At 51.5% G+C, this 19052-nt stretch carries 19 protein-coding genes; all 19 read left to right on the top strand.

All coding sequences use genetic code 11. The features are described from left to right. Window positions 1–72 precede the first annotated feature (72 nt). The 19 genes from IC803_RS16955 to IC803_RS16865 all read left to right on the top strand — a co-directional run bounded on the left by IC803_RS16955 (window position 73) and on the right by IC803_RS16865 (window position 19048). The gene (locus IC803_RS16955) at window positions 73–843 is read left to right on the top strand and encodes a TatD family hydrolase (RefSeq protein WP_081210904.1); all 771 of its coding nucleotides are present in this window, start codon (window positions 73–75) and stop codon (window positions 841–843) included. A gap of 201 nt (window positions 844–1044) precedes the next feature. Then, window positions 1045–2250, top strand: coding sequence for a G5 and 3D domain-containing protein (locus tag IC803_RS16950; protein WP_081210906.1), 1206 nt, complete (start codon window positions 1045–1047; stop codon window positions 2248–2250). A gap of 260 nt (window positions 2251–2510) precedes the next feature. Continuing rightward, window positions 2511–3074, top strand: a complete 564-nt coding sequence (gene rnmV, locus IC803_RS16945) for a ribonuclease M5 (RefSeq protein ID WP_081210908.1) — start codon at window positions 2511–2513, stop codon at window positions 3072–3074. Beyond that, on the top strand, window positions 3067–3948 hold the full coding sequence (gene rsmA / locus IC803_RS16940) for a 16S rRNA (adenine(1518)-N(6)/adenine(1519)-N(6))-dimethyltransferase RsmA (protein WP_081210910.1): 882 nt from the start codon (window positions 3067–3069) through the stop codon (window positions 3946–3948). The genes rnmV and rsmA overlap by 8 nt, the downstream gene beginning before the upstream one ends. 91 nt (window positions 3949–4039) lie before the next feature. Then, window positions 4040–4939 carry a sporulation peptidase YabG gene (yabG, locus tag IC803_RS16935; protein WP_081210912.1) on the top strand — a complete coding sequence of 300 codons (900 nt, stop codon included), beginning with the start codon at window positions 4040–4042 and terminating at the stop codon, window positions 4937–4939. Between the two features lie 182 nt (window positions 4940–5121). Next, window positions 5122–5379, top strand: a complete 258-nt coding sequence (veg, locus tag IC803_RS16930; protein WP_008881684.1) for a biofilm formation stimulator Veg — start codon at window positions 5122–5124, stop codon at window positions 5377–5379. A 352-nt stretch (window positions 5380–5731) separates the two neighbouring features. Beyond that, on the top strand, window positions 5732–5911 hold the full coding sequence (locus tag IC803_RS16925) for a small, acid-soluble spore protein, alpha/beta type (protein ID WP_011886605.1): 180 nt from the start codon (window positions 5732–5734) through the stop codon (window positions 5909–5911). A gap of 235 nt (window positions 5912–6146) precedes the next feature. Then, entirely contained in the window at window positions 6147–7019 is an 873-nt protein-coding gene (ispE, locus tag IC803_RS16920) for a 4-(cytidine 5'-diphospho)-2-C-methyl-D-erythritol kinase (RefSeq protein ID WP_081210914.1), read from the top strand. Between the two features lie 55 nt (window positions 7020–7074). Next, entirely contained in the window at window positions 7075–7896 is an 822-nt protein-coding gene (purR, locus tag IC803_RS16915; protein WP_081210916.1) for a pur operon repressor, read from the top strand. Between the two features lie 54 nt (window positions 7897–7950). Next, the gene (locus IC803_RS16910; RefSeq protein WP_063167050.1) at window positions 7951–8325 is read left to right on the top strand and encodes a RidA family protein; all 375 of its coding nucleotides are present in this window, start codon (window positions 7951–7953) and stop codon (window positions 8323–8325) included. A gap of 121 nt (window positions 8326–8446) precedes the next feature. After that, a complete protein-coding gene (gene spoVG, locus IC803_RS16905) occupies window positions 8447–8737 on the top strand; it encodes a septation regulator SpoVG (RefSeq protein ID WP_003247437.1) in 291 nt (96 codons plus the stop codon). A 132-nt stretch (window positions 8738–8869) separates the two neighbouring features. After that, window positions 8870–10249, top strand: coding sequence for a bifunctional UDP-N-acetylglucosamine diphosphorylase/glucosamine-1-phosphate N-acetyltransferase GlmU (glmU, locus tag IC803_RS16900; protein ID WP_081210918.1), 1380 nt, complete (start codon window positions 8870–8872; stop codon window positions 10247–10249). A 12-nt stretch (window positions 10250–10261) separates the two neighbouring features. Then, window positions 10262–11209, top strand: coding sequence for a ribose-phosphate diphosphokinase (locus IC803_RS16895; protein WP_081210920.1), 948 nt, complete (start codon window positions 10262–10264; stop codon window positions 11207–11209). A 75-nt stretch (window positions 11210–11284) separates the two neighbouring features. Continuing rightward, window positions 11285–11917 carry a 50S ribosomal protein L25/general stress protein Ctc gene (locus IC803_RS16890; protein WP_063167047.1) on the top strand — a complete coding sequence of 211 codons (633 nt, stop codon included), beginning with the start codon at window positions 11285–11287 and terminating at the stop codon, window positions 11915–11917. 61 nt (window positions 11918–11978) lie between these two features. Beyond that, on the top strand, window positions 11979–12539 hold the full coding sequence (pth, locus tag IC803_RS16885) for an aminoacyl-tRNA hydrolase (protein ID WP_081210922.1): 561 nt from the start codon (window positions 11979–11981) through the stop codon (window positions 12537–12539). A gap of 102 nt (window positions 12540–12641) precedes the next feature. Further along, the gene (locus IC803_RS16880; RefSeq protein ID WP_063167045.1) at window positions 12642–12872 is read left to right on the top strand and encodes an anti-sigma-F factor Fin; all 231 of its coding nucleotides are present in this window, start codon (window positions 12642–12644) and stop codon (window positions 12870–12872) included. A 75-nt stretch (window positions 12873–12947) separates the two neighbouring features. Continuing rightward, window positions 12948–16481 (top strand): transcription-repair coupling factor, encoded by a 3534-nt coding sequence (gene mfd / locus IC803_RS16875; RefSeq protein ID WP_081210924.1) that lies wholly within the window; start codon window positions 12948–12950, stop codon window positions 16479–16481. Window positions 16482–16708: 227 nt separating this feature from the next. Continuing rightward, the gene (spoVT, locus tag IC803_RS16870; RefSeq protein ID WP_063167043.1) at window positions 16709–17245 is read left to right on the top strand and encodes a stage V sporulation protein T; all 537 of its coding nucleotides are present in this window, start codon (window positions 16709–16711) and stop codon (window positions 17243–17245) included. A 246-nt stretch (window positions 17246–17491) separates the two neighbouring features. Then, window positions 17492–19048 (top strand): putative polysaccharide biosynthesis protein, encoded by a 1557-nt coding sequence (locus tag IC803_RS16865; RefSeq protein WP_081210966.1) that lies wholly within the window; start codon window positions 17492–17494, stop codon window positions 19046–19048. Window positions 19049–19052: the final 4 nt, after the last annotated feature.

Raw genomic sequence — 19052 nt, 5'->3', positions numbered from 1 at the left:
TTAACGATCTGTGACATACGTAACCAATTTCTATGCTACACTTATCATCAAGGTGGAAAAGAGGGTAGTTGTATGCTTTTCGATACGCATGCGCATTTGAATGCAGTCCAATATGATGAAGACGTAGAGCAAGTCATTGAACGCGCCCGCGCTGAAGGGGTTTCGCACATCGTTGTTGTCGGGTTTGACCGCCCGACGATTGACCGAGCGATGGAGCTGGCCGAGCGGCACCCGTTTATTTACGCGGCGGTTGGCTGGCATCCGGTCGATGCGGTTGATATGACTGATGACGACTTACAGATGATTGAACAGCTCGCCGTTCATCCGAAAGTGGTGGCGCTCGGCGAGATGGGGCTTGATTATTATTGGGATAAATCACCAAAGGACGTCCAACAAGACGTATTTCGCCGGCAAATCGCGCTGGCAAAAAAGGTGAAGTTGCCGATCATCATTCATAACCGCGAGGCAACGGCGGATATTTTAAAAATTTTACAGGAAGAAAACGCCGCCGAAGTCGGCGGCATTATGCATTGTTTCAGCGGCAGCGTTGAAGTAGCGAGGCAGTGCATCGAAATGAACTTTCTTATTTCCCTTGGCGGACCGGTCACGTTTAAAAATGCGAAAAAGCCGAAGGAAGTGGCAAAGGAAATCCCGCTCAGCCATTTATTGATTGAGACCGATTGTCCGTATTTAACGCCTCACCCTTTCCGCGGAAAACGAAACGAGCCGAGTTATGTAAAATATGTTGCTGAAGCGATCGCGGAGATCAAAAACGTTTCTTTTGCCGAAGTGGCGGAAACAACGACGGAAAATGCCAAAAAATTGTTCGCCATCGACCGCTAAAATTAGGCGTCGAATAACCGGGAGGCTTGTCGAAAGAGGGGAGAAGATGAAAAAGTTCTACAAATTCAGCCGAGATGAGCCAACCGTATGTCGACAAGTCTTCCTTCCCTTTTCGCTGAATTTTCTGCATAATAGAGTATGCTCGTGCGTACATGTTAGAGGGAGAGGGGAATTTCGGAGGAGAAGGAGGCGTTTCATTTCATGTTGCCAAACAGGAGGAAATGGTTGGACTTATGGAGGAAAAACGTGACCGCTACGGCGAGCGGGTTTCTCGCCATCTCCGCGACAACCGGGGTCGCTGGATACGAGATGGCGAAAGATGATGTCACGTTAACCGTCAACGGGGAAGAACAAGAAATTCGCACACATGCAGAAAATGTAAAGGAGTTGCTTGAGGAGCAAGGCATTCAGCCGCGCAAAGAAGATTACGTTTATCCGTCCTTAAGCACACCGATTACGGACGATCTCCATATCATTTGGGAAGCAAGCAAAGAAGTGACATTGACGATAAACGGGAAAACGAAAAAAGTGTGGACGACAGCCGATACAGTTAAGGAGTTGCTTCGGTTGCAACACGTGGCGGTCGGACCGCATGACAAAGTGACGCCAACGCTTTCGGCGAAAATCAAAAAAGGCATGGACATCGGCGTCGAAAAGGCGTTCCCCGTCCGCATCGATGTTGGCGGCAAACAGCAGCAGGCGTGGACAACTTCGACTACGGTCGCTGACTTTTTAAAACAGCAAGGGATTCAGCTAGGTAAACTGGATCGAATTGAGCCTTCCTTGCAAGAAAAGGTCAAAGAGCAAATGACCATTCACATCACTCGGGTAAAAAAAGTCACCGATGTAGTGGAAGAGCCTGTTGACTTTGCTGTGGTGACGAAACGGGACGGCTCGCTGCCGAAAGGAGAACGGCGCGTGATTGAGCCCGGAGAAAAAGGGAAAATTGAAAAAACGTATGAAGTGACGTTTGAAAACGGCAAAGAAGTGGCGCGCAAACTGATTGCGACAAAAACGGTGAAAGAAAGCAAAGCGCGCATTGTCGCCATCGGCACAAAAACGGTGCACCCAACTAAGACGTCCGACCGGCCATCCTCGCGCGGCTCCGATCACGCCGCGAAGGAATTTTACGTCACCGCCACCGCCTATACGGCCTATTGCGCAGGCTGTTCAGGCGTAACGAGCACAGGCATTAACTTGCGCCAAAATCCTTCCGCCAAAGTGATCGCCGTCGACCCGTCCATCATCCCCCTCGGGTCGAAGGTATACGTGGAAGGATACGGATATGCCATCGCCGCTGACACCGGCTCAAGCATCCGCGGATACAAAATTGATGTATTTTTCCCGGAACGGTCGGATGCGTTTCGTTGGGGCAGAAAGCGCGTAAAGATACGGGTGCTTCCATAGAAATGCGATCGAAGGACAGAGCGGAGGGTTTTTTCCCTCTGCTTTTTTTCGTTATAATGGCATTGTGCCGGGACAATGCGCACTTTCCCACTTCTGTCTAATTAGACGAATGATGCGGAGAAAAGTTTCAACGAAATTGAAAAAATAAAAGGGAAATGGAGCAATAGCGGTGAAGGTTCATCCTACCATTTAGTTTACCGGAAAGGAGGCATTGCAGAAATAGGAAAAATCTCTTATTTCGCTGTTTCTGCAATGATGTGATGAAAATTAAAGAAGTGATTGTCGTGGAAGGAAAAGATGACACGGCGGCGATCCGGCGCGCCGTTGATGCCGATACAATCGAAACAAATGGGGCCGCGGTGGGGACGGATGTCATTGAACGGATTAAGCTGGCAAAGGAGCGGCGCGGCGTGATTATTTTTACCGACCCAGACTTTCCTGGTGAGAAAATCCGCCGGACGATTGCTGAACAGGTGCCAGGATGCAAACATGCGTTTTTGCCGCGCGAGGCGGCAAAAGCGAAAAACGGCAAAGGCGTTGGGGTCGAGCATGCCTCTCCCGATGATATTCGCCAGGCGCTTGCCAACGTGTATGAAGAGGCGGCGGATTGGAAAGAAGAAATTACGTTTGCCGAGTTGATCGAAGCCGGATTAGTCGGCGGGGAGATGGCTCGTCGTCGGCGGCTGCGCCTCGGGGAGGAGCTGAAAATCGGCTATGCCAACGGCCGTCAGTTTCATAAGAGGCTAAAAGTGTTCCGCATTTCCCGAGCCGCCTTTTATGCCGCGTTGGCACAAGTGATGCAGGAGGAGAAGGGCGATGCATAAAGATATTGCCACACCGGGACGCACGAAGGAAATTTTGGAACGGTACGGCTTTTCGTTTAAAAAGAGTCTCGGACAAAATTTTTTGGTCGATACGAATATTTTGCGAAAAATTGTCGATGCTGCCGGCGTTTCCGGCAACACTGGGGCGATTGAAATCGGGCCCGGCATCGGGGCGCTTACCGAACAGCTGGCGAGGCGGGCCAAAAAAGTGGTCGCCTTTGAAATCGACAGCCGGCTGCTGCCGATTTTGGCTGATACGTTATCGGCTTATGACAATGTGCGCATTATCCATCAAGATGTGTTAAAAGCCGATTTGCATGCGGTGATTGCTGAAGAACTTGCCGAAGTGGACGATCGGATGGTCGTGGCGAACTTGCCGTATTATGTGACGACGCCGATCATTATGAAGCTGCTTACCGAGCGGCTGCCGATTCGCGGCATGGTCGTTATGATGCAAAAAGAAGTCGCTGACCGTCTGGCGGCCAAGCCAGGAACGAAAGATTACGGATCGCTGACGATTGCTGTGCAATATTATACGGAGGCGGAAGTCGTCATGACGGTGCCGCGCACCGTATTTATGCCACAACCGAACGTCGATTCTGCCGTCATCCGCTTGACGAAGCGGCCTCATTCGCCTGTCGCTGTTGAGGATGAGGACGTGTTTTTCCAAGTGGTGCGGGCAAGTTTTGCCCAGCGCCGCAAAACGATGTTGAATAACTTGTTGAACAATTTGCCGAATGGGAAGGAGAAAAAAGAACACATTGAACAGGCGCTTGCTGCTGCGGGCATTGACCCGCGCCGCCGCGGGGAGACGCTCACTATGGCTGAATTCGCCTCGTTAAGCAACGCGCTAGTTCCGCTTTTTCACGTTTAGGATGCAGTGAAAGGAAACAGGCGTCTATCACCTATTGTCCGCGCATGCATATCGTATGGGTGACAACGATTATACAATGGAGTGAACGGTGATGGACGTCAAAATCGGTGATATTGTCGCCCGCAAATCTTACCAATGCGACTTATTGTTCCGCGTCATTGACATTAAAGAAAGAGACGGCGAGTGGGAGGCGATTTTATACGGCGAAGATGTGCGGCTTGTCGCAGACGCTCCGTGCAGCGATTTAGTCGTCATCGATGAGCAGGAGCGGCAAGAACGGAAAAAGCGGGAAATCGAGCTGATCGAACAATCGTACCGGCTGTTCCGCCAAGATTACCAGACGATTAAACAAAAAGTGGAATATCGAGCGACCGGCGGATATCGGGTGGAAAAGGATTTTTTTCAAATTCCGGGACGCGTCCTCCACTTGGACGGCGACCCGTTATATTTGCGCAAATGCTTGGATTTATATGAACGGATTGGGGTGCCGGTGCACGGCATTTACTGTGAGGAAAGCGAGATGCCGGAAAAAGTCGGCCATTTGATCGAGCAGTTTCGCCCAGATATTTTGGTTATCACCGGCCACGATTCGTATTCCAAATCGAAAGGAAAAGTGCACGATTTAAAAGCGTACCGCCACTCGCGCCACTTCGTCCAAACGGTGAAAGAAGCGCGCAAAAAAGTGCCGCATCTAGACCAGCTCATCGTTTTCGCCGGCGCTTGCCAATCGCATTTCGAGTCGCTGATCCGCGCTGGAGCCAATTTCGCTAGTTCACCGGCGCGGGTTAACATCCATGCCCTTGATCCGGTCTATATCGTGTCGCGCCTCAGCTTTACTCCGTTCACGGAAACGGTCGATGTGTGGGATGTGCTTCGCAACACGTTGACCGGGGAAAAGGGGTTAGGCGGGGTGGAAACGAAAGGAGTGCTCCGCACCGGAATGCCGTTTCGCCTCATTGACGAGGAACGAGGGGAAAGCCGCCGCAGTTGACGGGCGGTTTTTTTATGCTTTCCGCCGCATTTTTTTACAAAAAAGTGCCATTAAGTACATAAAAAGAAGGATATTGTAGAAAAATATTCATTGACAGAAACAAAAACACGCTGATATAATCATTATTTTTTGACTTTGAATGCCGTTTTTGTTATAATTGCAAACAGTGAGGTGGATGACGAATGCCAAAAACTTTATCCGATATTAAAAAAACGCTGGACTCTAATATCGGGAGACGTTTAACGCTGCGGGCCAACGGCGGACGCAGAAAAATGATTGAGCGTTGCGGCATTTTGGCGGAGACTTACCCATCGGTATTTGTCATTGAACTGGATCAAAAGGAAAACTCGTTTGAACGCGTATCGTTCAGTTACGCCGACGTATTGACGGAAACCGTGAAGCTGACGTTTTGGGACGATGAGCAAGCAGGGGGGCAGTAGACATCAGTTGTTTGCTGCTTTTTGTTTTGCCGTAAAGAAAAGCGGGGGGTTTTTTGCTGGCCAGTGAGATGCACCAAAAGGCTTATGAGGAGGCGCGGACTAAGCATCCCTTAGTTTTGCGCGGGAGTGTCAGCCGTGGGATGTCATCGCGGCAAGATTGGAGCGTTACAAGCCAATAACGGTGAAGCGAGACAATAATAGGCAGACATAAAGCCGCCTCCGTTATTTCATACTAAAACTGCCGCAGCCGCCTTTCATTTTTACGAGGGAAAGCTGGTCGGTTGATCGCGCCGGCGGGTTGCACAACGTTTCGTCCCATGACGCCAATGAACATCGAAAGGGGTTGCTGACATTGGGTCGACGCCGCGGAGTTATGTCGCAACGCTTGAAGGAAGAGCTGGCAAAAGAGCTAGGCTTTTACGATGTCGTGCAGCGTGAAGGATGGGGAGCCATCCGCGCGAAAGACGCAGGAAACATGGTAAGATTGGCGATTGAACGGGCAGAACGGCAGCTGGCCGGGAAAACGGAATAGCGCCGGCGGCGATGGCGCGTTGCGGCGAGGGTGTCCCAAGCAGGGGACGCCCTTTTTACATATATCGTTTGGCGGCGGCATCGAGACATGGTAATATGGTAAAATGGGTTGACAGAAGAAAGTCGGATATGGAAAAATCATCAAAACAGAAAAACGAGTAATATGCCGAATCATTTACCCGTCGGCAGGTTAAAACAGTTTGTTTATGAATGTGCGTGGAAGTGGGTGAAGACTCGTGAGGTTGTCGGTAAAAGCGCCAGCAAAAATTAACTTGTCACTCGATGTTCTTTATAAGCGTCCTGACGGCTACCATGAAGTGAAAATGGTGATGACGACGATCGATTTGGCTGACCGCATTGAGCTTATTCCGTTGCCCGGGGAGGATGCGATCCGCATTGTGTCGCAAAACCGTTTCGTGCCAGACGATTGCCGCAATTTGGCGTACCAGGCGGCGAAACTTCTTAAAGAGACGTTTTCGATTCGTGAAGGGGTGGCGATTTCGATTACAAAGCATATCCCAGTGGCTGCTGGCCTAGCGGGGGGAAGCAGCGATGCGGCAGCGACGCTGCGCGGACTCAATAAACTTTGGCGGCTCGGATTGAGCGTCCATGAACTCGCTACGCTCGGGGCGCAAATCGGCTCGGACGTTGCCTTTTGTGTGTATGGCGGAACAGCCGTGGCGACCGGACGCGGGGAGATCATCACCCCGATCTCGTCGCCGCCGCCGTGTTGGGTCGTGTTGGCCAAGCCCCCGATCGGCGTATCGACGGCGGAAGTGTACCGCAACTTGCAGCTTGAGCACGTCAGCCATCCGGATGTCGATGCGATGGTGGAGGCGATTGAGAGGCAAGATTATGCGGCCATTTGCCGGTCGGTCGGCAATGTGCTTGAAGAAGTGACGCTAAAAAAATATCCGGAAGTGGCACATATTAAAGAACAAATGAGGCGGTTTGGCGCTGACGCGGTATTGATGAGCGGCAGCGGACCGACAGTGTTTGGGCTGATCGAGCACGATTCAAGAATGCAGCGCGTATACAACGGACTGCGCGGCTTTTGCGGCCAAGTGTTTGCCGTAAGACTGTTAGGGGAGCGGCACTCCCTTGATTAAACACGTACATTTTTGATAAAATAAATTTACAATATTCGGTTTCAGGAGGTCGGCTATGAAGCTAAGGCGAAGCGGCCGTTTGGTTGATATGACGCACTATCTTCTTGAACGGCCACACCAGCTTATTCCGCTTACTTTTTTTGCGGAGCGGTATGAATCGGCCAAATCGTCGATCAGCGAAGATTTAACGATTATTAAGCAGACGTTTGAGCAACAAGGGATCGGAACGGTTCGGACGCTGCCCGGTGCAGCCGGGGGCGTGCAATACATTCCGAAAATGGCCGCCGAGGAGGCGGAGGAAGTGATCGCCTATTTGTGTGAGCAGTTGTCGCGCCCAGATCGGCTTCTTCCCGGCGGATATTTATATATGACGGACATTCTTGGCGACCCTCGTATTATGAATAAAATCGGCCGCCTTTATGCGTCCATTTTCGCCGACCGTCCGGTGGATGTGGTGATGACGATTGCTACCAACGGGATTTCGCTCGCGTATGCCATCGCCAACTTTTTGTACGTGCCGGTTGTGATCGTCCGCCACGACAATAAAGTGACGGAAGGGCCGATGGTGAGCATCAATTACGTGTCCGGTTCGTCCAAGCGCATCCAAACGATGGTTCTGTCCAAACGCAGTTTGGCTGAAGGAGCGAACGTGCTGATCGTCGACGATTTCATGAAAGCAGGCGGAACCGTCAACGGCATGGTCAGCTTGCTGCAGGAGTTTAACGGCAATGTCTCCGGCATCGGTGTGCTCGTCGAGTCTGAGGAGGCAAAAGAGCGGTTAGTTGACGAGTACATTTCGCTCGTCAAGCTGTCGGCTGTTGACGTGAAAGAAAAGCGAATCGCGGTCAAGGAAGGCAATTATAAAACATTTTTTTAGGCAGCTTGCTGCTTGCCATAAATAAAAGAAAATGAAAGAAAGGGGATTTTACGAATGAGAAAAGTGGAAACGAAAAACGCGCCACAGGCGATTGGTCCGTATTCACAAGGGATCATCGTCAACAACATGTTTTACAGCTCAGGGCAAATTCCGCTCACTCCGGAAGGAGAAATGGTAAAAGGCGACATTCAAGCGCAGACGCATCAAGTGTTCCAAAATTTAAAAGCGGTGTTGGAAGCAGCTGGCGCTTCGCTCGAAACGGTTGTCAAAACAACGGTATTTATCAAAAATATGGATGATTTTGCGGCCATGAATGAAGTGTACAGCCAATACTTCCCGAACCATAAACCGGCACGCTCATGTGTGGAAGTGGCTCGGCTGCCGAAAGACGCCCTTGTTGAAATTGAAGTCGTTGCCCTTATACAATAGGCAGTGAACCCCTTTTCCCTGCCTGAATTTTATAAAAAATTTTTTGAAAAAAGAAGGAAATGGATCGAGGGCGTGGAATTAATTACATCGAGTCTCATATAGGGAAAAGGTGGTGAGCATAATGGAAGTGACAGACGTAAGATTACGCCGCGTCAATACCGAAGGACGGATGAAAGCGATCGCCTCCATTACGTTGGACAACGAATTCGTTGTCCATGACATCCGCGTCATCGACGGGAACAACGGGCTGTTTGTTGCGATGCCGAGCAAGCGTACACCAGACGGGGAGTTCCGCGATATCGCACATCCGATCAATTCCGCTACGCGCGGAAAAATCCAAGAGGCGATCTTAGCTGAGTACCACCGCCTCGGGAAGTTGGAAGAAGAACTTGAAGAAGCTGGCGCTTCGTAAACATATTGAAGAGAGCTTAGGCAAAATTGGCCAAGCTCTCTATTTTTTTGGCAAATGTATTGTTTCCTTGAAAAGAGCAGCCAATTCATATATATTCAATTATGGATAAAAGGGTAATTGGAGGCCTTTCACATGGTGAAGCGATATGCAGTCATTTTGGCGGCCGGACAAGGAACGAGGATGAAATCCAAACTGTATAAGGTGCTCCATCCCGTTTGCGGCAAGCCAATGGTTCAACACGTAGTAGACCAAGTGTCCAAGCTTGGGATAAAAAAAATGATTGCGGTAGTGGGGTTTGGGGCGGAGCAAGTGAAAGAACAGCTCGGCACCCGGTGTGAATACGCGCTGCAAGAAGAGCAGCTTGGAACGGCGCATGCGGTGATGCAGGCCGCTCCGTATTTGCAAGACCTTGAAGGAATCACGGTCGTTGTCTGCGGTGATACGCCGCTCATCACTGCCGAGACGATGGAAGCGCTGCTTGAGCATCATAGGGCCGCCAAGGCGAAGGCGACCGTATTGACGGCCATCGCTGACGACCCAACTGGATATGGCCGCATTGTCCGCAACAGTGCCGGCCATGTCGAGAAAATCGTTGAACATAAAGATGCAAATGAACAGGAGCGGGAAATCCGCGAGATTAACACAGGAACATATTGCTTCGATAACCAGACATTGTTTCAAGCGCTTACAAAAGTAACAAATCATAATGCCCAAGGCGAATATTATTTAACCGATGTGATTGAAATTATAAAAGCAGATGGCGGCATTGTATCTGCCTATCAGGCGCCGTCGTTTGATGAAACGATCGGCGTCAATGACCGCATCGCCCTCGCTGAGGCAGAACGGGTGATGCGCGAGCGCATTTGCCGTCAGCATATGAAAAACGGGGTCACGATCATTGACCCGGCTTGTACTTATATTTCCGCTGAGGTGACGATCGGGCGCGATACGATCATTTATCCCGGCACGATCATCGAGGGCGAGACGATCATCGGCGAAGATTGCTCGATCGGTCCTCATTCAGAAATTAAAAACTGCCGCATCGGCCACCGCACGTCCATCCGCCACTCGGTCGCCCATGACAGCGAGATCGGCAACGATGTGACGATCGGTCCATTCGCCCATATTCGCCCGCTGTCAAACATTGACGACGAGGTGCGAATCGGCAACTTTGTCGAAGTGAAAAAATCGACGTTCGGCAAAGGAAGCAAAGCCTCGCATTTAAGCTACATCGGCGATGCGGAAGTTGGCGCCGATGTCAACCTCGGGTGTGGGTCGATTACCGTCAACTACGACGGCGTGCATAAATATATGACGAAAATTGAAGACGGTGCGTTTGTCGGCTGCAACGTCAATTTGATCGCGCCGGTTACGATCGGTCAAGGCGCTTACGTCGCTGCCGGATCGACGGTCACCGACGACGTCCCAGGCCGCGCGCTCGCCATCGCCCGCGCTCGGCAAGTGAATAAGGAAAACTATGTGGATCGCCTGCCAGGCAAGAAAAAATCTTAATGGAGGTTTATCATGTCTGAATGCCAGCACCAATTAAAGTTGTTCGCCCTTAACTCGAACATGAGGTTAGCGAAAGAAATTGCCGAAGTCATGGGGATCGAGCTTGGCAAATGTTCTGTGTCCCGCTTCAGCGATGGGGAAATTCAAATCAACATTGAAGAAAGCATCCGCGGCGACGATGTGTTTGTCATCCAATCGACGAGCGTCCCGGTCAACGAGCATTTAATGGAACTGCTGATTATGATCGATGCGTTAAAGCGTGCTTCGGCGCGCACGATCAATATCGTGATGCCATACTACGGCTATGCGCGCCAAGACCGAAAAGCGCGCTCGCGTGAGCCGATTACCGCGAAGCTCGTAGCCAACTTGCTGGAAACGGCCGGGGCGTCGCGCGTCATTACGCTCGATTTGCATGCCCCGCAAATCCAAGGATTTTTCGATATCCCGATCGACCATTTGATGGGTGTCCCTATTTTGGCGGATTACTTTAAAAGCAAACAGTTGGATGACGTCGTCATTGTATCCCCGGACCATGGCGGCGTGACGCGGGCGCGCAAGCTGGCTGACCGCCTGAAAGCGCCGCTCGCTATTATTGACAAACGGCGGCCGCGGCCGAACGCTGTTGAAGTGATGAACATCATTGGGCAAGTGACCGGAAAGACGACCATTTTGATCGATGACATTATCGACACAGCTGGCACGATTACGCTCGGGGCGAACGCCCTTGTTGAGCACGGGGCAAAAGAAGTGTACGCATGCTGTACCCATCCGGTGCTGTCCGGACCGGCGATTGAGCGCATTCAAAATTCCAAAATCAAGGAACTTGTCGTCACTAATTCGATTGCCTTGCCAGAAGAGAAGAAAATTGATAAAATTGTAGAGCTGTCGGTGGCGCCGCTCATTGCCGAAGCGATTACGCGCGTGTATGAAATGAAATCTGTCAGCGTCCTGTTCGACTAAGCACAAAGCATGTTTAGCCCTTCTTGTTTTAGGATAAAGTAGACAATAGATTCTAATTCAGGAAGGTGAGGAAACATGGCGATTGTGTTGGAAGCGAAAGAACGCAAAGACAAAAAACGTTCAACATTGCGGCGTATTCGTTCGCAAGGAGGCATTCCGGCGGTATTGTACGGCAAAAAGGTCGATAATCAAATGATTTTTGTCAGCGCCGCGGATCTTGAAAAAGCGCTCCGCGAGGGGGGACGCCACAGCTTAATAACGCTGAAAGTCGACGGCGGCGATTACTCGGTGCTGTTGCGTGAAATGCAGCGTGACCCGTTGCGGGGCGAGCTTCTTCACGCCGATTTTCAAGCGGTTGATATGTCGACAGAGGTCGACGTTGACGTGGAAGTCCGCTTAGTGGGTGAAGCGCCTGGGGTCAAAGATGGTGGCGTGTTGCAGCAAAACTTGCACGAGTTATCGATCCGCGTGTTGCCAGCGAACATTCCGCCTGCGATTGAAGTTGATATCTCCGGTTTGCAAGTCGGCGATACGGTCACGGTCGGCGATGTGCAAACAGGCGGAACATTTGAAATCAACCATGAGCCTTCTGAAGTGATCGCGACGATCTTGCCGCCGCAGCAGGAAGAAGAAATCCATAGCGGCGAACAGCAAGAGCCGGGACAGCCTGACGCTGAGGAAGGAAGGGAAACGACGCCAGAAGAGTGACAGACGTAACCGTTTCGGTTACGTCTTTTGTAGTATCATGTTATAGAGAGGGGCACGGCCATTGAAGCTGTTTGTCGGGCTCGGGAATCCGGGCAAGGAGTATGAGCAAACGCGCCATAACATCGGCTTTTTCGTCATTGATGAGCTGGCCAAACGTTGGAACGTTTCGTTGAAAACCGCTAAATTCCGCGGCTTGTTCGGAACGGCGTCCGTTTTCGGCGAAAAAGTAGCATTATGCAAACCGTTGACATATATGAATTTATCAGGGGAATGTGTTCGCCCGCTCATCGACTTCTATGGCATTGCCGTCGAGGATGTTGTGATTATTTACGACGACCTCGATCTCCCGCCGGGAAAAATCCGCCTTCGCCTGAAAGGAAGCTCCGGCGGCCATAATGGCGTTAAATCGCTCATCCGTCATCTTGGCACCGAGCAGTTTAAGCGCATTCGCATCGGCATCGGCCGGCCAACGAACGGGCAACCGGTTGCGGATTATGTGCTCAGCCGCTTTACGGAAGAGGAGAGGCGGGCGGTGGCTGAAGCGGTGGCGCGGGCTGCCGATGCGTGCGAACAGGCGGTGACGACGCCGTTTGTCCAAGTGATGAATGACTTTAACGAGTGAATATTTTCCTCTGAACTGGTGCACAATGTGAGTACGGAAGGCGCGAGGCATCGGCTTCGCCTGCCTTGCGGACGGAACAGTCCAGTGAGGAGGTTTGCTTGGATGGCGTTGCACTACTATTGCCGTCATTGCGGCGCAAAAGTTGGCACGATTGACCGCGTATCGATCTATAGCGAAAAACTAGGATTCCACCATTTGACGGAAGAGGAACGTCTTGACATGATTTCGTACGAACCGAACGGCGACATTCATGTGAAAACGATTTGCGAAGACTGCCAAGAGGCATTGGTGCGAAATCCGGAATGGCATCAATATGAAAAGTTTATTCACTAGGCGCAGCTTTGGGCGACCAAAGCATTTTTGCGTTTTCGCCAGATGACTCTGGTGTTGAGAGGAGGGAGGATAGGGGTGCTTTCGCTGCATCGCTATTTAGCTGAAAACCAAGATGTTCGCACGATCATTGAAGGAATCCATGCCCGCCTGAAAGAACAGCTTGTCGCCGGGCTGTCGGGGTCGGCTCGGTCTGTTTTTATCTCCACCCTTTATAAGGAGACGGGCCGGCCGATGTTAGTCGTTGCCCATAACTTGTTTCAGGCGCAAAAAATACATGACGATCTCGTTTCACTGCTTGGACCGGACGACGTGTTTCTTTATTCGGTCAACGAAGTCATCGCCGCTGAGATGGCGATCGCCAGTCCGGAGCTGAAGGCGCAACGTCTCGAAATTATGAACCATTGGGCGCAGGGCGGAAAAGGGGTCGTCGTCTGTCCGGCGGCTGGCTTGCGGCGCTTGCTGCCGCCGCTGTCGCTTTGGAAACGTTACTTGTTCACGTTCTCGATTGGACAAGAGCTCAATTTGGAACGTGATAAACAGCTGTTTGTCGAAATGGGATACAAGCGGGTCGCCACCGTTTCCGCTCCTGGGGAGTTCAGCATCCGCGGGGGGATCGTTGATATTTATCCGCTAACGGCGGAGTTGCCATATCGCATTGAGCTGTTTGATACAGAAATTGAATCGATTCGAACGTTCACCCCTGATGATCAGCGTTCGCATGAGCAGGTGGAACGTGTAATGATCGGGCCAGCCGACGAAATCATTCTTGATGAGGAGGCGCGGCGGCGGGGAATCGAGCGGATCGAGGCTGGGCTTGCGGCCAGCTTAGAAAAAATGAAAGATGACGCCGCCAAGCAGCGGATGTACAAGCATATCCACGCTGAGCTAGAACAGCTGCGCGAGGGGCAGGAAATCGAGCAACAATATAAATATATGTCTCTTTTTTATGAAAAAGCTGCGAGTTTACTAGATTACATGCCGGAAGATGGCGTGCTGCTGATGGATGAAATGAGCCGGTTGCAGGAGACGGCTGAGCGGCTGGATCGCGAAGAGGCAGAATGGTATACAAGCTTGCTTGACAGCGGAAAAATGATTCATGATGTACCGATTTCGCATTCATTTTCTGAATTGTTGCAAAAGCATCGATTCCAACGGGTGTACTTATCCTTATTTTTGCGTCATGCACCGCATACCCATCCGCAAAATGTCGTCAATATTACATGCAAGCAAATGCAAAACTTTCATGGCCAAATGGCGCTTCTTCAGTCTGAGATGGAGCGGTGGAAAAAGGCGAACTATGCGGTCGTCTTTTTGGCGCCGGATGCCGAGCGGGTGAAAAAGCTGCAGTCGCTGCTTGAAGATTACGAGATCGATGCGCTGCCGCTGCCGCGCGAAGCGGCGCTGTTGCACGGCAAATGCCAGCTCCTTCAAGGCGATTTAAACACAGGGTTTGAACTGCCGCTGCAAAAACTGGCCGTCATCACTGAGGAAGAACTGTTCAAAAAACGGGCCAAACGCCCAGTGCGTCGGCAAAAGCTATCCAACGCCGAGCGGATCAAAAGCTATGCCGAACTGCAAGTCGGCGACTATGTCGTCCATGTCAACCACGGCATCGGGAAATATTTAGGTATCGAGACGTTAGAAATCAACGGAGTGCATAAGGACTATATTCATATCCAATACCAAGGCGGCGATACGCTGTACGTCCCGGTCGATCAAATGGATCAAGTGCAGAAGTACGTCGGTTCGGAAGGAAAAGAGCCGAAAATTTATAAGCTCGGCGGTACGGAATGGAAAAAAGTCAAAAAGAAAGTGGAGTCGTCCGTCCAAGACATTGCAGAAGATTTAATCAAGCTGTACGCTGAGCGCGAGGCAAGCAAAGGATATGCGTTTTCCCCGGATACGGAAATGCAGCGCGAATTTGAGGCGGCGTTTCCATATCAAGAGACGGAAGACCAGCTCCGTTCAATTGAGGAAATTAAGCGCGATATGGAAAGCGAGAAACCGATGGACCGCCTCCTTTGCGGCGACGTTGGCTACGGGAAAACAGAAGTGGCGCTGCGGGCGGCGTTTAAAGCGATTATGGACGGCAAACAAGTCGCCTTCCTCGTGCCGACGACGATTTTGGCCCAGCAACATTACGAAACCGTCCGCGAACGGTTTCAAGGGTTTCCGATTAACGTCGGGCTGTTAAATCGGTTTCGGACGAAAAAACAGCAGGCGGAGACAATTAAAGGGTTAAAAGACGGCACGATCGACATGGTGATCGGCACGCACCGGCTGTTGTCCAAAGACGTGAAGTTTAAAGATTTAGGCTTGCTCATTATCGACGAGGAACAGCGGTTTGGTGTGGCGCATAAAGAAAAAATTAAGCAGCTGAAGGCGAATATCGACGTGCTCACACTAACGGCGACGCCGATCCCACGCACGCTCCATATGTCGATGATCGGGGTGCGCGATTTGTCGATCATCGAGACGCCGCCGGAAAACCGCTTCCCGGTGCAGACGTACGTTATGGAATACACACCTGAACTTGTGAAAGAAGCCATTGAGCGTGAGCTCGCCCGCGATGGGCAAGTCTTTTTCCTTTATAACCATATTGAGGATATCGACTTGAAAGCGGAAGAAATCGCCCAGCTTGTCCCGGAAGCGCGCGTGACGTTTGCGCACGGGCGGATGTCGGAAGCTGAGCTCGAATCGACGATTTTAGCCTTTTTGGAAGGGCAATATGACGTGCTTGTTACAACGACGATTATTGAGACGGGCGTCGATATTCCGAACGTCAATACGCTCATCGTATACGACGCCGACCGGATGGGACTGTCGCAGCTGTACCAGCTGCGCGGGCGCGTCGGCCGTTCAAACCGTGTCGCTTATGCGTACTTCACGTACCGAAAAGACAAGGTGCTGAACGAGACAGCGGAAAAACGGCTGCAAGCTATTAAAGAGTTCACCGAGCTTGGCTCCGGGTTTAAAATTGCCATGCGCGATTTGTCGATCCGTGGCGCCGGCAACATTCTCGGCGCTGAACAGCACGGCTTTATCGATTCGGTCGGATTTGACTTATACTCGCAAATGCTGAAAGAGGCGATTGAAAAACGGCGCGGCCTCAAACGGGAAGACGAGCGCCCGGATGTGGTCATCGATGTGGAAGTCGATGCCTATATTCCAGATGTGTACATTTCCGATGGATTGCAAAAGATCGAGATGTACAAGCGGTTTAAGGCGGTTGAGACACTCGACGACGTCGAGGCGCTGCGCGAGGAGATGGCCGACCGCTTCGGTGATTATCCGGATGAGGTGGCTTATTTGTTCCAAATTGCGGAAATTAAAGCGTTGGCGAAGCAGCTCGGTGTCGAATCGATTAAGCAGCATAAGCACCAAATCGATCTTTTATTTACCGAACAGGCGTCGAAAACGGTGGAAATCCAGCGCCTATCCGGCATCGGCCGCCAGCATGGCCGCCTGTTCGGATTCGGCATGGATGGGACGAAGCTGAAAATCGTCCTTTATATTAAGCAAATGAAACCGCATGAATGGCTGATGATCTTGTATGAAACATTAAAGCAGCTGTTCGGGGTCGAAAACGAAAAATCGATTATCGCGTAACCGGGATGAAAAATCGCGTTTTGTTTCCGTTTTGCATGTTTATGTTTCTGCTGATGCGGCGATAATGAATGATGGGCAATTTTATCTAAAATGGCCAAAATCACTTTCATCGCGTATAGAACGTGGATTGTGAAGGATACTAATGACAACAATGGTGAATTCCCCATCACAAAAGGATTCATCGGAGTATCCTTCAAATCCTAGATGAAAGTGAGGGTATACAACACATGAAAGCAACCGGTATTGTTCGTCGGATTGATGACTTAGGAAGGGTTGTCATTCCGAAGGAAATTCGGAGAACGTTACGCATTCGCGAGGGAGATCCGCTCGAAATATTTGTTGACCGCGATGGAGAGGTCATTTTGAAAAAATACTCGCCGATCAGCGAGCTGGGCGACTTTGCCAAAGAGTACGCCGAGGCGCTGTTTGACAGCCTCGGGCAGCCGGTGCTCATTTGTGACCGCGACGTGTTTATCGCTGTCGCCGGCGTTTCGAAAAAAGAGTATATGAACAAAAGCGTCAGCCCGTTAGTGGAAAAGGCGATGGAAGATCGCACTTCCGTCCTCCATACGGAGGAGGGAGAGGTAGAGTTAGTAGACGGGATGACGGAGACGTTGAAGTCATATACGATCGGTCCCATTGTCGCCAACGGCGATCCGATCGGAGCGGTCATCATTTTATCGCGCGAGAAGACGCTCGGCGAAGTGGAACATAAAGCGGTTGAAACCGCGGCCAGCTTTTTAGCCCGGCAAATGGAACAATAGGCGAAACAAGAAGGCAGCTTCGCAAGCTGCCTTTTTTCCGTCCGCTTAGCTGGCGGGTGAAAAGCGATGGCCTGTTGGCAAGCCATCGCCTTTCCTTTGTCGAGCAGCCCGATGTTGCGTTATAATATCGAGCGTAGCCATGGCGATGGAACCGTCGGGCGGCGTCGACCGTCTCCGCCGCTGGCGAATGTCCCCAAGCCTGGCCATCCGTCGGCGAACGCCATAAAAGGCGGGAGGAAAAACGATATGGGGAACGTATGGAAAGGCGCGGCTGTATTGACCGTTGCTGCTTTGCTGACGAAGCTGTTAAGCGCATTGTACCGCGTCCCGTATCAAAATATGGTCGGGGATGTCGGTTTTTATATTTACCAACAAGTGTATCCGATTTACGGCATTGTCGTGGCGCTGTCGCTAGCTGGCTATCCGGTCGCCATTTCGAAGCTCATCGCCGAGCGGTTGGCGGAAGGGGACGAAGCGGGGGCAGCCGCCGTCAGGCGCGTCGCGCTCCCGTTGTTAAGCGCGCTCGGTATGATGCTGTTTGCCGTTTTGTATGCAGGGGCCGAAGCGGTGGCGTCATGGATGGGTGACAGACGGCTTGAACCGCTGTTGCGGTTGCTTTCCTTTTCATTTTTATTTTTTCCGTTGATCGCTGTGCTGCGCGGTGATTTCCAAGGCCGACATGACATGGTGCCGACCGCGGTGTCCCAAGTTGGTGAGCAGCTCGTGCGGGTGGCAGCGATTTTAGGGCTGTCATATTGGGCGCTGCGGCGCGGCGCTGATGTGTATTCCTGCGGCATGGCAGCGATCGCTGGAACGCTGGGTGGCATGGCGGCCGCACTTCTTATTTTGCTCTTTTACGCGGCGAAGCGCGGACGAAAAAAAACAACCGGCCGCACGCCGCCGGTTTTGGTTCTGCATATGGGCCAACGTTTGTTGACGGCTGGAACGATCGTTTGTTTGACCAATATGGCATTGACATTGATTCCGCTTGTTGACTCGTTTTTGTTTGTCCCGCTTCTTCGTGAAACCGGGGCAAAGCTGGACGAGGTGAAATGGCTGAAAGGCGTGTATGATCGCGGGCAGCCGCTCATCCAGCTGGGCACGGTTGCCGGCACATCGCTCTCATTGGCCCTTGTCCCATTTATTTCCGGTACCCGACGCGGCCAAGGAGCCGCTTTCACGCAAGGCCTGTTGCCGCTCCGGATCGCTGCTGTCATCGGTGTCGGTGCTTCCTTAGGGCTCATTTGCCTGATCCGGCCGATCAATACGATGTTGTTTGAAAATGACCGCGGTTCAATCGTTCTTGCTGTCTTGTCCGCTTCCATCTTTTTTACAACGATGGCGCTGACTGCGTCCGCCATGCTGCAAGGAATGGGGAAAGAGTGGGCGGCCGCTGCCGGTGTGGCGGTGGCGGTAGCGGGAAAAATGGCGCTTATGCATTGGCTCGTGCCGCCGTTTGGCGTCCTTGGCGCGGCTTTCGCGACAACTGGGGCTTACGCGTTCATGGCTTGCTTTTTATACGTACGCCTGCGGCGCGAGTGCCAGTTGGCTCACGCCCAAAAGTATGTCTATCCGATTGTTAAGGCTGGCGTTGCGATGGTTGTCGTGCTGCAGTTATATAGGTGGCTCATAGATGCTTCCGCCGGCGGACGCTTATGGGCAGCCGCCGAGGCGCTTGGCGGCGTCGCCGTCGGTGCGATCGTCTACATCGTTTTCATTGTCAAAGGGAATGTTTTCTCCGAGCAGGAATTGTCTGCTCTCCCGTTGGCCAATAAATTTCGTTTACTATTAGGAAGCAGGTGATCGG

The sequence above is a fragment of the Geobacillus sp. 46C-IIa genome (assembly GCF_014679505.1).
In the GTDB taxonomy this organism is placed as follows: domain Bacteria; phylum Bacillota; class Bacilli; order Bacillales; family Anoxybacillaceae; genus Geobacillus.
The sequence above is the reverse complement of the archived record's forward strand: the minus strand, read 5'-3'. Positions and strand labels throughout refer to the sequence as shown.

Excerpts from the sequence above, each read along its gene's own strand:
- IC803_RS16895 (WP_081210920.1), top strand. The coding sequence starts at position 10,262 with ATGTCTGAATGCCAGCACCAATTAAAGTTGTTCGCCCTTAACTCGAAC.
- IC803_RS16950 (WP_081210906.1), top strand. The coding sequence starts at position 1,045 with ATGTTGCCAAACAGGAGGAAATGGTTGGACTTATGGAGGAAAAACGTG.
- glmU (WP_081210918.1), top strand. The coding sequence starts at position 8,870 with ATGGTGAAGCGATATGCAGTCATTTTGGCGGCCGGACAAGGAACGAGG.
- IC803_RS16890 (WP_063167047.1), top strand. The coding sequence starts at position 11,285 with ATGGCGATTGTGTTGGAAGCGAAAGAACGCAAAGACAAAAAACGTTCA.
- spoVT (WP_063167043.1), top strand. The coding sequence starts at position 16,709 with ATGAAAGCAACCGGTATTGTTCGTCGGATTGATGACTTAGGAAGGGTT.
- IC803_RS16910 (WP_063167050.1), top strand. The coding sequence starts at position 7,951 with ATGAGAAAAGTGGAAACGAAAAACGCGCCACAGGCGATTGGTCCGTAT.
- spoVG (WP_003247437.1), top strand. The coding sequence starts at position 8,447 with ATGGAAGTGACAGACGTAAGATTACGCCGCGTCAATACCGAAGGACGG.
- yabG (WP_081210912.1), top strand. The coding sequence starts at position 4,040 with ATGGACGTCAAAATCGGTGATATTGTCGCCCGCAAATCTTACCAATGC.
- purR (WP_081210916.1), top strand. The coding sequence starts at position 7,075 with ATGAAGCTAAGGCGAAGCGGCCGTTTGGTTGATATGACGCACTATCTT.
- rnmV (WP_081210908.1), top strand. The coding sequence starts at position 2,511 with ATGAAAATTAAAGAAGTGATTGTCGTGGAAGGAAAAGATGACACGGCG.
- IC803_RS16880 (WP_063167045.1), top strand. The coding sequence starts at position 12,642 with ATGGCGTTGCACTACTATTGCCGTCATTGCGGCGCAAAAGTTGGCACG.
- IC803_RS16955 (WP_081210904.1), top strand. The coding sequence starts at position 73 with ATGCTTTTCGATACGCATGCGCATTTGAATGCAGTCCAATATGATGAA.
- rsmA (WP_081210910.1), top strand. The coding sequence starts at position 3,067 with ATGCATAAAGATATTGCCACACCGGGACGCACGAAGGAAATTTTGGAA.
- IC803_RS16865 (WP_081210966.1), top strand. The coding sequence starts at position 17,492 with ATGGGGAACGTATGGAAAGGCGCGGCTGTATTGACCGTTGCTGCTTTG.
- veg (WP_008881684.1), top strand. The coding sequence starts at position 5,122 with ATGCCAAAAACTTTATCCGATATTAAAAAAACGCTGGACTCTAATATC.